Source organism: Ciceribacter thiooxidans, from assembly GCF_014126615.1.
GTDB classification, from domain to species: Bacteria; Pseudomonadota; Alphaproteobacteria; order Rhizobiales; family Rhizobiaceae; genus Allorhizobium; species Allorhizobium thiooxidans.
In genome coordinates, this window is record NZ_CP059897.1 from 1,097,988 (window position 1) to 1,111,440 (window position 13,453).

A 13,453-nucleotide genomic window follows, 5' to 3' on the forward strand; every position below is an offset into this window, starting at 1 on the left:
CCAGCGTTTGAAAGGACAACGCCATGGACTATCGCTTTCTCGGACGCTCCGGCCTCAAGGTTCCGGTCTTGAGTTTCGGCGCCGGCACCTTCGGCGGCTCGGGGCCGCTCTTCGGTGCCTGGGGCAATACCGACGACAAGGAGGCCCGCCGCCTCGTCGACATCTGCCTCGAGGCCGGCGTCAATCTCTTCGACACGGCAGACGTCTATTCGGACGGCGCGTCCGAGACCGTGCTCGGCGCGGCGCTTAAGGGACGCCGCGACCGGGCGCTGTTTTCGACGAAGACCGGCCTGCCGATGGGCGAGGGGCCGAACGATGCCGGCACGTCGCGCTTCAGGCTGATCCGCGCCGTGGAGGACGCGCTAAGACGGCTCGACACCGACTACATCGATATCCTGCAGCTGCACGCCTTCGATGCGGCAACACCGGTCGAGGAGGTCCTGTCCACGCTCGACACGCTCGTACGTGCCGGCAAGGTCCGCTACGTCGGCGTGTCGAACTTCTCCGGCTGGCAGATCATGAAGGCGCTCGCCGTCGCCGACCGGTACGGCTGGCCGCGCTATGTGGCAAACCAGGTCTATTACTCGCTGGTCGGCCGCGATTACGAGTGGGACCTGATGCCGCTCGGCGCGGACCAGGGGCTCGGTGCGCTGGTGTGGAGCCCGCTTGGCTGGGGACGGCTGACGGGCAAGATTCGCCGCGGCGTGGCCCTGCCCGAGGGCAGTCGGCTGCATGAAACGGCAAGTTTTGGTCCGCCGGTGGAGGACGAGCACCTTTACCGCGTCGTGGATGCGCTGGAGACGATCGCCGAGGAGACCGGCAAGACCGTACCGCAGGTGGCGCTTAACTGGCTGACCCGCCGGCCGACTGTCGCTTCCGTGATCATCGGTGCCCGCAACGAGGAGCAGCTTCGCCAGAACCTCGGCGCGGTCGGCTGGACGCTCACGGACGACCAGGTCGCGAAGCTCGACGCGGCAAGCGCCATCACGGCACCTTATCCGCATTTTCCCTACCGCCGCCAGGAAGGCTTCGCCCGCCTCGCCCCGCCGATTGCGGGGTGACGCAGAGGAGTGTGCAAAGAAATCTCGCCGTCGTATCCCAACGGGCGCGACGGCAACCTCTAAACCGAGGGAGATATCGTCACATCAGATCGTTTACGAGTGTCAGAGGTTGTTCCGCTCGTCCGGGCTCTGTTCGGTCTGGATACCCGCATGCGGCCAGATGCGTATAGCTTCCAATCGCAGGTTCGAAACGGCCGAAATTGCACCATCGTCACTCATGTCGAGTTCACGTGCGACTGTCTCGACCAGTCCTCGGTTCAGCAGGAGGTTCAGCACACCCGACATCTTGCGGGCAATGTCAGCACCGTAGGCTCTCTCGGCTTTTTCCACTGCTGCTGCGGGAATGTGGTGGTGCGCCTCGACCAGCCGACCAAGATCGATGGCATCACGATAGCATACTGCCCGGTCGAAACACCTGTCGGAGTTGGCGAGCAGTTTCTCAGCGAACATGTCTTCAATGCTCAGGACGGGTACGAGTAGAACAGGGTCGATAGCCCCGTGCAGTTCGATGCGGGCTTCTCGTACGATCTCGAACCTGATGCGCTGTCCCTTGTACTCGAGGAGAGTTCGGATTCCGTAGCCGTCTGCATGGATCTCCCGGAGAGATTTCACCGGCACCGGAAAGATCACGCCTACACCCTGTTCCAGGAGAGCATTGCGGAGCTTTCGATACCCGTCGACGTCGGCGCACAGGAAGTCGAGATCGAGCGACTGGCGGTATTCGCCGTTCTTCAGGACGATTGCAGTTCCTCCGCCGAAGAAGCACCTGCTGCCCATCAAGAGGTCACGGTTCGCCGAGCGGAGGAGTTCTGCGATGTTCTCATGTTGGGGACGATAGAAGGTCATGAAATTCCCTACCGTGGTCACAGCAGAACGCGTTCATTTCGGTGCCGCGTGCAAGACCTGCGCGATCAGGCGGTCAGCATCCGGCCGTTGCCGAACTCTTCGGTAAGTTCCTCGATGAGAAGGCGTTCCTTGTCGGTAAGGTGTTCACGGTCCACAAAGCGCCAGTTGCGTTCATAGAGAAAGAATACATCTCGCGCAGGTATCGGACGCGCAGGATCACGGTTCCAGACGAGAGCCCCAAGCTCCGGGAATTCCGCAGGCACGATCATCGATCCAAAATGCGTCTTCATCGTCGCAGTTCCTAGCAGAAAAACGCGGAACAATCAAATAGTTCGACAGACCAGCACCGCTGATCGTCGGCGCGCTCATGGCAGTAGGCGCGCCGTCTCGCCGCCGCAGAGCGCTTACGCCGACGTGTGCGGGAACCTTTGCCTTTCCTCGAGCACGTTGAGGTCCATGTGGTTGCGCATGTAGCGCTCCGAAGCCTTCTGCAGTGGCTGGTAGTCCCACGGATAGTAGGAGCCGTTGCGCAGGGCGGTATAGACGACCCAGCGCCGCGCCTGGCTTTCCCGGACGGCGGCGTCGAAGGCCTGAAGGTTCCAGCGCTTCTGACATTCGGCGGTAAGGCTGGCGAGATCGTCTCCGTGACGCCGGTCTCCGGCGAGGTTCTGCAACTCGTCGGGATCAGCCTCTACATCGAAGAGAAGCGGAGGGTCCTTCTCACAGAGCGTCAGCTTGTACGGGCCGGCCCTGAGCCCGACGAGCGGCGCCTCGGAGCCCTCTGCGGCATATTCCATCGGCACGGGCCCACGGTTGTCTTCCCCCGGACGACGGGACCGAGATCCTCGCCGTCGGTCCAGGGGCGTACGGAAGCGATGTCGATACCGGCCATGGCCGCGATCGTCGGCGTGACGTCGAGTGTCGAGACGGGCGCGTCGACGAGCCCGGGTTTCCAGCCGGCGGCCGAAATCATCAGCGGCACGCGTGCCGAGCCTTCGAAGAAGCACATCTTGAACCAGAGCCCGCGTTCACCAAGCATGTCGCCGTGATCGGAAACAAAGAGGATCACGGTATCCTCACGCATGCCGGTCCGCTCCAGCACGTCGATGATTTCGCCGATCTTCTCGTCGACATAGGAGATGTTGGCGAAATAGCCGCGCCGCGCCCGCCGCACGTCCTCCTGGGTGATCTCGAACGCGTCGTGGTCGCAGGCAACGAGCAGGCGCTGCGAATGGGGATCCTGCTCCTCGAACGGGATCACGCCGACCTTCGGGTCGAGCGCGGGGCAGTCCGCATAGAGGTCCCAGAAGCATTTACGGGCGACATAAGGGTCGTGCGGGTGGGTGAAGCTGACCGTCAGGCACCAAGGCCGGTCATCGTTGCCGCGCGCGAGATCGTAGAGCTTGCGCGTCGCATGATAGGCGACCTCGTCGTCATATTCCATTTGGTTGGTGATCTCGGCCGTGCCGGCCCCGGTCACCGAGCCGAGATTGTGATACCACCAGTCGATCCGCTCGCCGGGCTTGCGATAGTCGGGTGTCCAGCCGAAATCGGCCGGGTAGATGTCCGTCGTCAGCCTTTCCTCGAAGCCGTGCAACTGGTCGGGTCCAACGAAATGCATCTTCCCCGAGAGGCAGGTCTGGTAGCCGGCCGCCCTGAGATGATGGGCATAGGTCGGGATGTCGGAAGCGAACTCGGCGGCGTTGTCGTAGACGCGTGTGCGACTGGGCAACTGGCCCGACATGAACGATGCCCTTGCCGGCGCGCAGAGCGGGCTTGCCGTGTAGGTGTTGGCGAAGCGCACAGAGCGCTCCGCCAGCGCCTTCAGGTTCGGCGCGTGCAGGAAGTCGGCGGGGCCGTCGGGAAACAGGGTTCCGTTCAGCTGATCCACCATCAGGACGAGAATATTGGGTCGCGCCATGACGTCTTTCCTGCTCAGAGCCCGAGGGACGCCTTGACGGCCTCAAGGCCCGGCGCGCCGTCAAACGTCGTCACACCCTCGAGCCAGGGCCCGAGGGACTGCGGGTTCTCCTTCAGCCAGGCGGCCGCTGCCGCCTTCGGCTCCTCGCCGCCGAGGATCTTCCCCATCAGGGTATTTTCCATGCCGATGTCGAAGGTGAGCTGCTTGAAGAAGCGTGCCGAGTTGGGGCACATCTCCGTCCAGCCCTTCCGGGCGAGCGTGTAGACCTCGGCACCTCCGTAGTTCGGCCCGAAGTAGGCGTCCCCGCCGGAGAGATAGGTGAGCTCGAACTGATTGTTCATCGGATGCGGCGCCCAGGCGAGGAAGACGATCGCCGCCTTCTTCTCGGACGCTCGCTGCACCTGGGCCAGCATCGCCTGTTCGCTCGATTCGACGAGCTTCCATTCGCCGAGGCCGAACTCGCCCGCGTCGATCATCTTCTGGATGCTGCCGTTGGCTGGCGCGCCGGGCTCGATCCCGTAGATGGAGTGGTCGAATTCGTCGGCATGCTTCTGAAGGTCGGAAAAGTCCTTTACACCCTCGTCGGCGACGTAGGACGGCACGGCAAGCGTGAACTTCGCACCTTCGAGGTTCCGGCCGATGACTTCGATGGCGTCGGCCTTCTTCAGGTCCTCGATGAAAGCGTTCTGCGCCGGCATCCAGTTGCCGAGAAAGACGTCGATCTCCTTGTTCTTCATCGCCTCGTAGCCGATCGGTACCGAGAGCGTCTTGACGTCGGCTTCGTAGCCGAGCGCGGAAAGCAGGACGCCGGCGACGCCGTTGGTCGCGGTGATGTCGGTCCAGCCGGGATCGGACATCCGGATGGTCTTGCACGCCGCGTCTTCGCCGGCGCGGGCCGTTCCTGCGACGGAAACCGAAAGAAGGATCGCCAGGGTGATGCCGGCGGTAGCAGGATTCTTCCTCATTTTCATTCCCCTTGTTATTTGATTTCCGTATTCGTCGGTCTATTTTCTCTCCCTGTGAAGACGGGTTTTCTCGATGTTTGCCATAAGGATTTTCGATGCGAGAGCGACCGGTTGACCTCGGCTGGATGCGTGTCTTCGTCGAGGCGACGAGACAGGGCAGCCTGACGGCGGCGGCAAACGTGCTGAACATGTCGCAACCGGCGATCAGCTACCATATCCGCCGCGCCGAGGAGGAGGTCGGCGTCGCGCTCTTCGAGCGCGTCCACCGCGGCGTCGAGCTCACCCCGGCGGGGCGGGCGCTGTTCGAGATCGCCCGGAGGGCGGTCGGGGACATCGACGACGCCGTGCGCGGGTTCCATGCCGAGCGCGACCGCGCGACGGTCCGGCTGCTGACGGACTATGCCTTCTCCGCGCTCTGGCTGATGCCGAGAATGCACGCCGTGCGGCGCCTCCATCCCGAACTGGACATCCAGATCGTTGCGACACAGCGGTTCCAGCAAGCCCGCCTCGGCGACAACGAAATTGCCGTCGTCTTCGGTGCCAAGAGCGACGTGAAGGCGGACGCCAGCCTGCTCGTGCCGGAGGTCGTGACGCCGGTATGCACACCCGCATTCGCCGAAAAGAACGGGCCGTTCGACGACCTGTCCGCGCTTGCCGGGTCGACGCTGATCCACCTCGACAGTCCCTCGCAGGCGCCATGGTTCGAATGGACGACCTATCTGTCGCACTTCGGCGCGAAGAGAGAGGCGCAGGCCGGCCACGTCGACCTCACCTTCAACACCTATTCTCTCGTCGTGCAGGCGGCGCTGACGGGACAGGGAATTGCGATCGGATGGGAAGGGCTCATCGACGCGCCTATGGCGTCCGGCATTCTCCGCGCCATCGGTCCGACGCTGCAGGCAAAGGGACGCGGCTACTGGCTGGTGGCGCCGGACCAACCAGGCCGCCACGTCGAATGGCTGGCGAAGTGGCTGGCGAGCGAGGCGAAGGACAACGGCTGGTCTGCGGGCGTTTGACATCAGTCGCAATTGCATGCTTGCCTCCTGCGTTCGGCTGCCTGCCGCCCGGGCACGCTGATGCGTTCACGCGCGGTCTCCCGCCGTGGCATTTGGCATTTCGGTTTCCCCTTCTGTCCTTTCGGACGCGGGGATTGGACGGGGCGCTGAAAGCTGCCTCGTAAGTTATTTTTTATGGCACCTCTCGGCGCCCCGTTCGGCGTTCTGTCCCGCTGCATGCGTCTCTCTGGCAAGGCGGCGCCTTTGCCGAAACCTTGAAGTCTCGACATCGGCCGGCGCGGATCGGCGTCGAGCGCGCATCCGTGCGGTGACGGACCTTCGCTGACGCCTGGCCGGTGGCCCGGGAAGATCCCGCCGGATGGTACCGTCCGGCCTGACCCTCGCCGGCAGACGAGCCGGGATCATTCACGATCCTCGGGCTCACCCCGCCGTCTTTTTCACCGGGGGGCTTTTTCAAGCTCCCAGGGCGCCTGTCTGTGTGCCTCTGAGGCACGTCCGCGTTAGCGGCGGTGACGGCGAGCCGGTCCGGACCGGCTCGCCTTCCGCCTCCCGCGGGGGGAGACCGTTGCAGCGGCCGGGGCTTTCGACCTGCGACAGTCGTCGACCCCGGCGCCGATCCCGCCTCGCCAGACTTCGCATGGTCCGGTGTATCCGACGGCGGAACGGGGTAATTCTACGATAGGTCGGAAGGGGATGAATGAAATCGAGGGGTGGCGATTGATTTTGTTGGGGAATTTTAAGCGACGCCGGACGAGGGGACGGGTACGGCGTTGCGTGGCGTGAGATCACAGGTACACTGAAACAGTGTCGAACGAGGTACGGGCCTTGAACAGCATTCCCAGCCTTGAGGAAATCCAATCTCTGGAAGAAGCCCTTCACCGCCCGGAAACAAGGCGGTCCAGGGAGGCCGTCGGGGCGTTGCTCGCTGAAGGTTTTGTGGAATTTGGAGCATCCGGGACTGTGTACGACCGAGCCGCCGTCCTCGATCTTCTCATGCAGGAGAGCGGTACCGAAGGCGAGCTCCGGACGGCGAACTACGTCCTGAGACCCATCTCGAACGACGCTGTGCTTCTGACGTACGAGACGGAGCGCTCGTATCGGGATGGTTCAAGGAGGTGTGTGCTTCGCAGCTCCGTCTGGAAGCATGACGGCCTCAGGTGGCAAATGCTCTTTCACCAGGGTACAATCAGGTCTTGATGTCCGCCTTTGCCCTCGTTCGCTTTGCTCCGTAGTCCCGGAGAAAAACCCTTGATTGCGGCGCCCGGGTGCGCGCCCCCTCTGTCATTTCGTGGAGATTTCTCCCTCACCACAGCAGGCCGAGGCCGGCGATGGTGATCAACAAGGTGGCCACGACCAATGCCAGCAGGATGGCGAGCGCGATGTGACGGCTGCGAAGCGACCGGGGCACCGCCGCCTCGTCGCCGCGCATCGCCGTGTCGAAGTTTTCGGAGCGGTCGACGCGCGTGCCCGCACGTTCGCCGGCACGCGCGAGACGCGCCTCCTCGGCGGTCATGGGCGTTCCGGCGGCCTCGCCGTCGGTCTCCAGCGGCGCTGCGGCCGGATCAAAGCCGCGTCGCTTGTCTCCGGTCAGCCCCTGCTGGATGTCACCGCGGACCTGGGCGGCGGTATCGTCGCTGCGCCGGTGTCGGGAATCCGTCATCGTGCTCTCCTCGCTCCGAACCGTCAGTGGCTCGCCTCGAGATCGGCCTCGTCGCGGGCGAGGAAGGTCTTCACCGTCTTGCCGGTATTGGCGGCAAGCCAGTTCGCCATCGCCTCCTCCTGCTGCAGGATGGTTTCGAAGACCGCCTTGGATTCGGTATCGCCCATGGCCTCGGCGGCGGCAATCAACACGCGGTAGCTCTCGATTTCCATGTGCTCGAAGGTGTAGCCGGCGAGGGTACCTTTGACGACCTCGTCGCTTGCAAACATGCCGCCCAGGCCCTGCATGGTCGCAGAGAACTTGCCGGCGGCGACCTTCAGCATGGACGTGTCGTCGTCGAGGCGATCGAGAACCCGTTCGAGCGCCTGCGACTGGCCGCGGGTCTCCTCGATGTGGTGCTCGATGCGGGTCCGCAGTTCCGGGTAGTTGTCGAGCCGTTCGGCTTGCGAGCTCAGCATCGTGAGCGCTTGCTCCTCCATTGCGTGGGCATCGCGGATCCAGCCGATGTAATTGTCGCGCAGTTCGCTCATGGTCTCATTTCTCCGGTCTGTTTCGGGGAGGCGTATCGATCTGTCGAGTGGGGAAGAACCCCCGGAGGTCCTCAAGGGTTCCCTGCATGTTCGGCGATGTGTCGCAAGTCCTCGACGAATGCGTCTCGCGCGGCGGCGACATCGGCATGGCCGCGGACCCGCAACAGGTAGGAGGGGTGGATGGTCACCAGCACCGGCGGACCGGAAGGCGGAACAAACACCTGCCCGCGCGCCGCGGTGACCTTGATGCCGTTGCCGAGGAGCGCATAGGCCGCTGTCGCGCCGAGGGCGACCACGAGCGTCGGCCGCAGCACGTCGAGTTCGGCTCCGAGCCACCAGGCGCAGGCCCGGACCTCGCCGGCATTGGGACGGGAATGCAGCCGTCGCTTGCCACGCTGGGTGAACTTGAAATGCTTGACCGCATTGGTGACGTAGCAAATGTTGCGGTCGACGCCGGCCTCGGCGAGGCACTCGTCGAGCACGCGTCCGGCCGGGCCGACGAAGGGTCGTCCGGCGATGTCCTCCCGGTCGCCCGGCTGTTCGCCGACGAGCACGACACGCGCATCCCTCGGGCCTTCGCCAAAGACGAGCCGGGTCGCATCGCGGTAGAGGTCACATCGTTTACAGCCCGAGGCTTCCTCGCCGAGCGCCGCCAGGGATGGCGCATTCGCGTGGTCGGCGGTGAGGGCGGGTCCGGCCGCGGGGTGTCGGCTCTGCCGCGCCGCAGTCGAGCGTATTCTGCTGTCGGCTTCCATTTCACCCGAACGACCCCGTGCCTTGCTTGTTCCGGCGGGACCATTTCGGGAACCTTTTACCCGTGCCCCGGTTTGGCAGATGAGCGCCGTATCCGCCCGAGAGCGTCATGGCGGCCGCAAGCCGCCCGGCCTCTCGCAGATCCCGGCGTATTCTCCACCATGAAAGGAGCAATGCCATGAAAGTTTCCGACATCATGTCGCGCGACGTTCAGGTCGCAAATCCGCACCAGAGCGTCGCCGAGATCGCCAAGATCATGGCCGAGCGGGAGATTGGCTTTATGCCGGTCGGCGAGGATGACCGCCTGATCGGGACCGTCACCGACCGTGACCTCGTCACTCGTGCACTCGCCGACGGCCTCGGCACCGATGCCAAGGTTCGCGAGGTGATGACACGCGACGTCAAATACTGCTTCGAAGACGAGGATATCAACGAGGTGACCCGCAACATGGGCAAGATCAAGGTCCGCCGCCTGCCGGTGGTGAACCGCGACAAGCAGCTGACCGGCGTCGTGTCGATCGGCGATGCCGCACTCGGAGATGCGCAGGCAGCCGGTTCGGGCCTCAGCAAGGTCGCCCGGCCGGGCGGTGCGCACGCGCACTAGAAGCCATGCATCGACCAAGGCCGGCGCGGGAACCGTTCCGCGCCGGCTTTTTCGTGTCCGTCAGTTGGCCGGAGCGATCCTCGGGGGCGGCTCGACGGCCTCCGGCCGCGTCCCCCGACGGCAGAGATAGACCTCCCGCTCGGGATGTTCCTCGATGACGAAGCCGGCGCTTCGCAGCATCGCCTCGGCCGCCGCCCGGTTGGGGATGAACCAGTTTGTCGGATCGGCGGCGTAGCGGTTTTCCACGAAGGAGAGACGCGGAAAGGCCGCATCCTCGAAGATGTCCCATTCGGAAAAATCGTGATCCTCCGCCACCGCCGTGACCCGGTCGGGGCCGCGCTGCATCGACTGGAAGAGGAGGAGGTCACCGACGGCATGTTCATGGAGAAGGTCGAGCGCCAGCAGCGGATGGCGCAGGTGATAGAGAACGCCCATGAAGATCACGAGGTCGAAACGATTGCCGAGGCTCCCGACATCGTAGACCGACATCTGCCGGAATTCGATGTCGCCATGCCCCGCCTTCTCGGCGGCGAAACGCGCCTGATCGAGATAGCGCGGATCGCTGTCGATCGCGACCACGCGGCCGGCATTGCGTTCCTTCATCTGCAGCGAGTAGAAACCGGCATTGCAGCCGATGTCCAGGACGCTGCGGCCTTCGAGATCGTCCGGGACGACGTGGCGGAAGTGCTTCCACTTGAAGGCCGGATAGTCGCCGAGGAAATGGTCGGGCGCGGTCTCGATCCCTTCGATGCGCAGATTGTGGAACCACGGGCCGAGTTCGTCGATGCGCCGTTCGGTCTCGGACAGTTTTCGTTCGGGGACGGCCATAACATCAGCTCCAGACGTTTGCCAGGTTCCCGGCGGCGCGCGCCGGCCGCCGTTCGGTTCCGTCGGCGACCGTCTGCTCGAACCAGTCGATCGTCCGGCGAAGGCCTTCCTCCAGCGGCACTTCAGGCGCCCATCGCAGCAGCGAGCGCGCACGCGCGATGTCCGGGCGGCGGCGCTTCGGATCGTCGACGGGCAGCGGTGCATTGACGATCTCGACCCGCCGCGCCGTCATCGACCGCACGAGCTCGGCGATCTCGGCGATCGAGCATTCGCGCGGATTGCCGAGATTGACCGGCACTTCCGGGTTCTCGGCGACCTCCATGAGCGCGATCAGCCCGCGGACCAGGTCCGAGACGTAGCAGAAGGAGCGGGTCTGGTCGCCCTTGCCGTAGACGGTGAGCTTGCGGCCGGTCAGCGCCTGCACCACCAGATTGGAGATCACCCGGCCGTCGTCCGGCTGCATGCGCGGCCCGTAGGTGTTGAAGATGCGGGCGACACGGGTGTCGATACGCTTCATGCGCTGGTAGTCGAAGCAAAGCGCCTCGGCGGCGCGCTTGCCTTCGTCGTAGCAGGCCCGCGGCCCGGTGCAGCTCACATGTCCGCAATAGGTCTCCACCTGCGGATGTACCTCCGGATCGCCGTAGACCTCGCTGGTGGAGGCCTGCAGGAAGCGCGCCTTGCTGCGCTCGGCGAGTGCGAGCAGGTTCGCCGTCCCGCTCACATTGGTCATCATCGTGTGGACCGGGTCCGCCTGGTAGCTCGGCGGCGAGGCGGGGCAGGCGAGATTGTAGACCTCGTCATACCGGCCGTCGACGGCGAGTGGCTCGCAGATGTCCCGCTCGAGGAGCGAGAAACGCGGATGATTGCAGAGCGGTGCCACATTCGCGAAGGAGCCTGTCAGGAAGTTGTCGATGCAGAGCACCCGATGGCCCCTGGCGAGCAGGGCGTCGCAGAGATGGGAACCAAGGAAGCCGGCGCCGCCGGCGACGATGATCGACTTGACCGTTTTCTGTTCGGCTATACGTCGCATCTCATTCCCTCCGTTGGGGTCGTGCCGGCGGTGGCGGACAGGGCCGCCCGCTGCCGCCGGCTGTTGCGTTCGAGGCTCCGGAGAACCCCGGTGATTTGCCGTGCCCGCGCAGCGGCGGAATGGTCCCGCAGCACGATGTCATGGGCCCGTGCGCCGATCGCCCGCCGGGCCGCTTCGCCGGTTTCCGAGAGGAAGCACACGACGTCGCGGCCGGATTGCGCAAGCAGGATCGCCTCGCCGTCGGGAAAGAGCTCCTCGATCCCTTGCCAGCGATCGCTGATGACGGGCGTCGCGCAGGCGCCCGCCTCGAACAGCCGGACGCTCGGCGACCAGCCGAGGGCCACCATGTCTGCGCGGGTGAGATTGAGCGTGAACCGCTGGCGACCATAAAACGTGGCGTGCTCGGCCGGTGGCAGATGTTCGATCCGCTCGACATTGGCCGGCCAGTCGATGTCGTCGGGATACTGCGCGCCGGCGACGACGAAGCGCATCTGCGGAAGCTCCCGGGCAGGGGAAAGGAGCAGCGCTTCGAGCGCCGGCTGCCGGTCCGCGCTGTAGGTTCCCATATAGCCGAGATCCCAGAGGGGAGCCTCCTCGGTCGGCCGGTACCGTGCAGGATCGGCCGAGCAGTAGAGCGCTTCGGCCCGCCGTGCGCCATACCGGTCCTCCAGTCGGTGGAGGACCTCGCCGCCCGAAAAGGAGAAATAGACGTCGAAGCGCGGGATCTGCCTGCGGGCCAGATAATCCTCGCTGCCCCGTTCGATGCCGGCGAGCGTCACCGGCGTATCGATGTCGTAGAAGCAGAGCGCCTGGAGCTGCATATCGAGAAGGGCGTCGATCACCTCCACCCCGTCCGGCAGATAGGAGCCGACGATGACCGCATCCGCCTGCCTCAGGCGTCCGGAATAGGTGGACAGCAGTTCATCGACATCGCGGTAGAAGCGCAGCGTGCAGAAATCCGGCTCGGCCAGATCGCGCCGGTTCGCATACCAGGGCACATCGCATTCGAGGAACAGGACCTCGTGTCCCTCGCCGTGCAGGCCGCGCAGCAGCGAGCGATAGGTGGTCGCGTGGCCGTTGCCCCAGGAGGAGGAGAGCGTGAGGCCGATGAAGACGATGTTCAGCGGTCTGGTCATACGGCACGCTCCCTCATGGTGGCGCGGCGGCGAAGGCTGTGCTGATCGTGGAAGAGATTGTCTGCGATCACCGCGCGCTGGGCGTAGGTATGTTCGGCGAGCACGCGGGCGAGGGCGGCCTTTCCGATCGCCTCGGCCCGCGCGGGCGTGAGGTCCTGCAGGATCTCGGCGACATCCTGCCCGTCGCGGGCGACGAGAACCTCCTCGCCGGGCACGAGGAAGAGCTCGATCCCTTCCCACGCATCGGTGATGAGGCAGGCGCCGGCACCGGCTGCCTCGAAGACGCGCGTCGCGGGGGAAAAGCCGGTTCTCGCCATCGACTCGCGCGAGATGTTGAGAACGGCCTTCGGCGATGTATTGAAGGCGTTGTGGTCGGCAGTGCCGACATGCCCAACGTAGCGGACATTGTCGCTCATCGGCTTGCCGTCCCAGCCTGCACCGCCGAGCAGGAAACGCGCCCGGGGCACACTTGCGGCCGGTTCGAGGAAGAAACTTTCCACGCGCCTTTCCCGGTCCGGCAGGCGATTGCCGAGAAAGGCGATATCGGCCGCAAAGCGCGGGTCCGGCGGCACGGGGTGATGGGTCGCCGGGTCGAGTGCGTTGTAGATCGGCACGCAGTCGCGGGCGCCGGCGGCGCGATAGGCGTCGACCACCGGCGGTCCGCCGCCATAGGTGAGGACGAGATCGAAGCGGCCGATCATGCGGTTCAGCGGATGATCGGGCGCGGCGGCGAGCTCGGCGAGTGTGGCGGGCGCGTCGACGTCCCAGTAGACCGTCAGCGCATCCGGCGCGGCCTTTTCGAGAAGGAGGGCGGCGAGCGCGTCGTCCTCGTAGCCGACGCCGCTCGCCTTGACGACGATGTCGGCGTTCCGGGCTTCCGCGACCGCCCCGAGCAGGCCCTCGCGAGTCGCCGGATAGACGACGGAGGTGCACCAGTCGGGCGGGTCGATGTCGCGATGGTCCTGCCGCGAATAGGCGTCCGGTTCATAGAAGGTGATGTCGTAGCCGCGTTCACTGAGCGCCCGGAGGAGGCCGCGATAATAGGTCGCGGCGCCGTTCCAATAGGCAGACAGCAGGCTCGATCCGTAGAATGCGATCTTCAT

Annotated in this window: 14 protein-coding genes and 1 pseudogene; 4 read left to right on the forward strand and 11 right to left on the reverse strand. The window is 64.9% G+C overall.

The window, feature by feature from the left end:
* Positions 1-23 precede the first annotated feature (23 nt).
* The gene (locus tag H4I97_RS23120; protein WP_182308034.1) at positions 24-1,061 is read left to right on the forward strand and encodes an aldo/keto reductase; all 1,038 of its coding nucleotides are present in this window, start codon (positions 24-26) and stop codon (positions 1,059-1,061) included.
* Between the two features lie 102 nt (positions 1,062-1,163).
* Here the strand turns inward: H4I97_RS23120 and H4I97_RS23125 are convergent, their stop codons facing one another.
* The 4 genes and pseudogenes from H4I97_RS23125 to H4I97_RS23140 form a co-directional block, all read right to left on the reverse strand.
* Positions 1,164-1,907, reverse strand: a complete 744-nt coding sequence (locus tag H4I97_RS23125; protein ID WP_182308035.1) for a nucleotidyl transferase AbiEii/AbiGii toxin family protein — start codon at positions 1,905-1,907, stop codon at positions 1,164-1,166.
* A 65-nt stretch (positions 1,908-1,972) separates the two neighbouring features.
* Positions 1,973-2,197, reverse strand: a complete 225-nt coding sequence (locus H4I97_RS23130) for a hypothetical protein (RefSeq protein WP_182308036.1) — start codon at positions 2,195-2,197, stop codon at positions 1,973-1,975.
* Between the two features lie 114 nt (positions 2,198-2,311).
* Positions 2,312-3,828 (reverse strand): annotated as a pseudogene (betC, locus tag H4I97_RS23135) (choline-sulfatase).
* A 14-nt stretch (positions 3,829-3,842) separates the two neighbouring features.
* Positions 3,843-4,793 (reverse strand): choline ABC transporter substrate-binding protein, encoded by a 951-nt coding sequence (locus H4I97_RS23140; protein WP_182308037.1) that lies wholly within the window; start codon positions 4,791-4,793, stop codon positions 3,843-3,845.
* A gap of 95 nt (positions 4,794-4,888) precedes the next feature.
* On the opposite strand from H4I97_RS23140, the gene H4I97_RS23145 reads away from it, so the two are divergent.
* Positions 4,889-5,809 carry a choline sulfate utilization transcriptional regulator gene (locus tag H4I97_RS23145; RefSeq protein WP_182308038.1) on the forward strand — a complete coding sequence of 307 codons (921 nt, stop codon included), beginning with the start codon at positions 4,889-4,891 and terminating at the stop codon, positions 5,807-5,809.
* Positions 5,810-6,634: 825 nt separating this feature from the next.
* On the forward strand, positions 6,635-7,006 hold the full coding sequence (locus H4I97_RS23150) for a nuclear transport factor 2 family protein (RefSeq protein WP_244658838.1): 372 nt from the start codon (positions 6,635-6,637) through the stop codon (positions 7,004-7,006).
* Between the two features lie 106 nt (positions 7,007-7,112).
* Here the strand turns inward: H4I97_RS23150 and H4I97_RS23155 are convergent, their stop codons facing one another.
* The 3 genes from H4I97_RS23155 to H4I97_RS23165 all read right to left on the reverse strand — a co-directional run bounded on the left by H4I97_RS23155 (position 7,113) and on the right by H4I97_RS23165 (position 8,754).
* Positions 7,113-7,469 carry a hypothetical protein gene (locus tag H4I97_RS23155; RefSeq protein ID WP_182308039.1) on the reverse strand — a complete coding sequence of 119 codons (357 nt, stop codon included), beginning with the start codon at positions 7,467-7,469 and terminating at the stop codon, positions 7,113-7,115.
* Between the two features lie 23 nt (positions 7,470-7,492).
* Positions 7,493-7,999: a ferritin-like domain-containing protein gene (locus tag H4I97_RS23160; protein WP_182308040.1), complete on the reverse strand. Its 507-nt coding sequence runs from the start codon at positions 7,997-7,999 to the stop codon at positions 7,493-7,495.
* A gap of 71 nt (positions 8,000-8,070) precedes the next feature.
* On the reverse strand, positions 8,071-8,754 hold the full coding sequence (locus tag H4I97_RS23165) for a UdgX family uracil-DNA binding protein (protein WP_182308041.1): 684 nt from the start codon (positions 8,752-8,754) through the stop codon (positions 8,071-8,073).
* Positions 8,755-8,930: 176 nt separating this feature from the next.
* Here H4I97_RS23165 and H4I97_RS23170 point away from each other — a divergent pair, with 176 nt between their 5' ends.
* A complete protein-coding gene (locus H4I97_RS23170) occupies positions 8,931-9,356 on the forward strand; it encodes a CBS domain-containing protein (RefSeq protein WP_182308042.1) in 426 nt (141 codons plus the stop codon).
* Positions 9,357-9,416: 60 nt separating this feature from the next.
* Here H4I97_RS23170 and H4I97_RS23175 read toward each other — a convergent pair whose 3' ends face one another.
* The 4 genes from H4I97_RS23175 to H4I97_RS23190 are packed head-to-tail and all read right to left on the reverse strand — an operon-like array spanning position 9,417 to position 13,453.
* Positions 9,417-10,184, reverse strand: a complete 768-nt coding sequence (locus H4I97_RS23175) for a TIGR04290 family methyltransferase (protein WP_182308043.1) — start codon at positions 10,182-10,184, stop codon at positions 9,417-9,419.
* A gap of 4 nt (positions 10,185-10,188) precedes the next feature.
* Positions 10,189-11,214, reverse strand: a complete 1,026-nt coding sequence (locus tag H4I97_RS23180) for a UDP-glucuronic acid decarboxylase family protein (RefSeq protein ID WP_182308044.1) — start codon at positions 11,212-11,214, stop codon at positions 10,189-10,191.
* Complete coding sequence (locus H4I97_RS23185; RefSeq protein WP_182308045.1) at positions 11,202-12,350, reverse strand: CgeB family protein; 1,149 nt, start codon at positions 12,348-12,350, stop codon at positions 11,202-11,204. Before H4I97_RS23185 ends, H4I97_RS23180 begins: the two co-directional genes overlap by 13 nt.
* Entirely contained in the window at positions 12,347-13,453 is a 1,107-nt protein-coding gene (locus H4I97_RS23190; protein WP_182308046.1) for a CgeB family protein, read from the reverse strand. The genes H4I97_RS23185 and H4I97_RS23190 overlap by 4 nt, the downstream gene beginning before the upstream one ends.

Bases quoted from the DNA above. Each gene is read 5' to 3' on its own strand.
- H4I97_RS23120 (WP_182308034.1), top strand. From the start codon at position 24: ATGGACTATCGCTTTCTCGGACGCTCCGGCCTCAAGGTTCCGGTCTTG.
- H4I97_RS23125 (WP_182308035.1), bottom strand. From the start codon at position 1,907: ATGACCTTCTATCGTCCCCAACATGAGAACATCGCAGAACTCCTCCGC.
- H4I97_RS23130 (WP_182308036.1), bottom strand. From the start codon at position 2,197: ATGAAGACGCATTTTGGATCGATGATCGTGCCTGCGGAATTCCCGGAG.
- H4I97_RS23140 (WP_182308037.1), bottom strand. From the start codon at position 4,793: ATGAGGAAGAATCCTGCTACCGCCGGCATCACCCTGGCGATCCTTCTT.
- H4I97_RS23145 (WP_182308038.1), top strand. From the start codon at position 4,889: ATGCGAGAGCGACCGGTTGACCTCGGCTGGATGCGTGTCTTCGTCGAG.
- H4I97_RS23155 (WP_182308039.1), bottom strand. From the start codon at position 7,469: ATGACGGATTCCCGACACCGGCGCAGCGACGATACCGCCGCCCAGGTC.
- H4I97_RS23160 (WP_182308040.1), bottom strand. From the start codon at position 7,999: ATGAGCGAACTGCGCGACAATTACATCGGCTGGATCCGCGATGCCCAC.
- H4I97_RS23165 (WP_182308041.1), bottom strand. From the start codon at position 8,754: ATGGAAGCCGACAGCAGAATACGCTCGACTGCGGCGCGGCAGAGCCGA.
- H4I97_RS23170 (WP_182308042.1), top strand. From the start codon at position 8,931: ATGAAAGTTTCCGACATCATGTCGCGCGACGTTCAGGTCGCAAATCCG.
- H4I97_RS23175 (WP_182308043.1), bottom strand. From the start codon at position 10,184: ATGGCCGTCCCCGAACGAAAACTGTCCGAGACCGAACGGCGCATCGAC.
- H4I97_RS23180 (WP_182308044.1), bottom strand. From the start codon at position 11,214: ATGCGACGTATAGCCGAACAGAAAACGGTCAAGTCGATCATCGTCGCC.
- H4I97_RS23185 (WP_182308045.1), bottom strand. From the start codon at position 12,350: ATGACCAGACCGCTGAACATCGTCTTCATCGGCCTCACGCTCTCCTCC.
- H4I97_RS23190 (WP_182308046.1), bottom strand. From the start codon at position 13,453: ATGAAGATCGCATTCTACGGATCGAGCCTGCTGTCTGCCTATTGGAAC.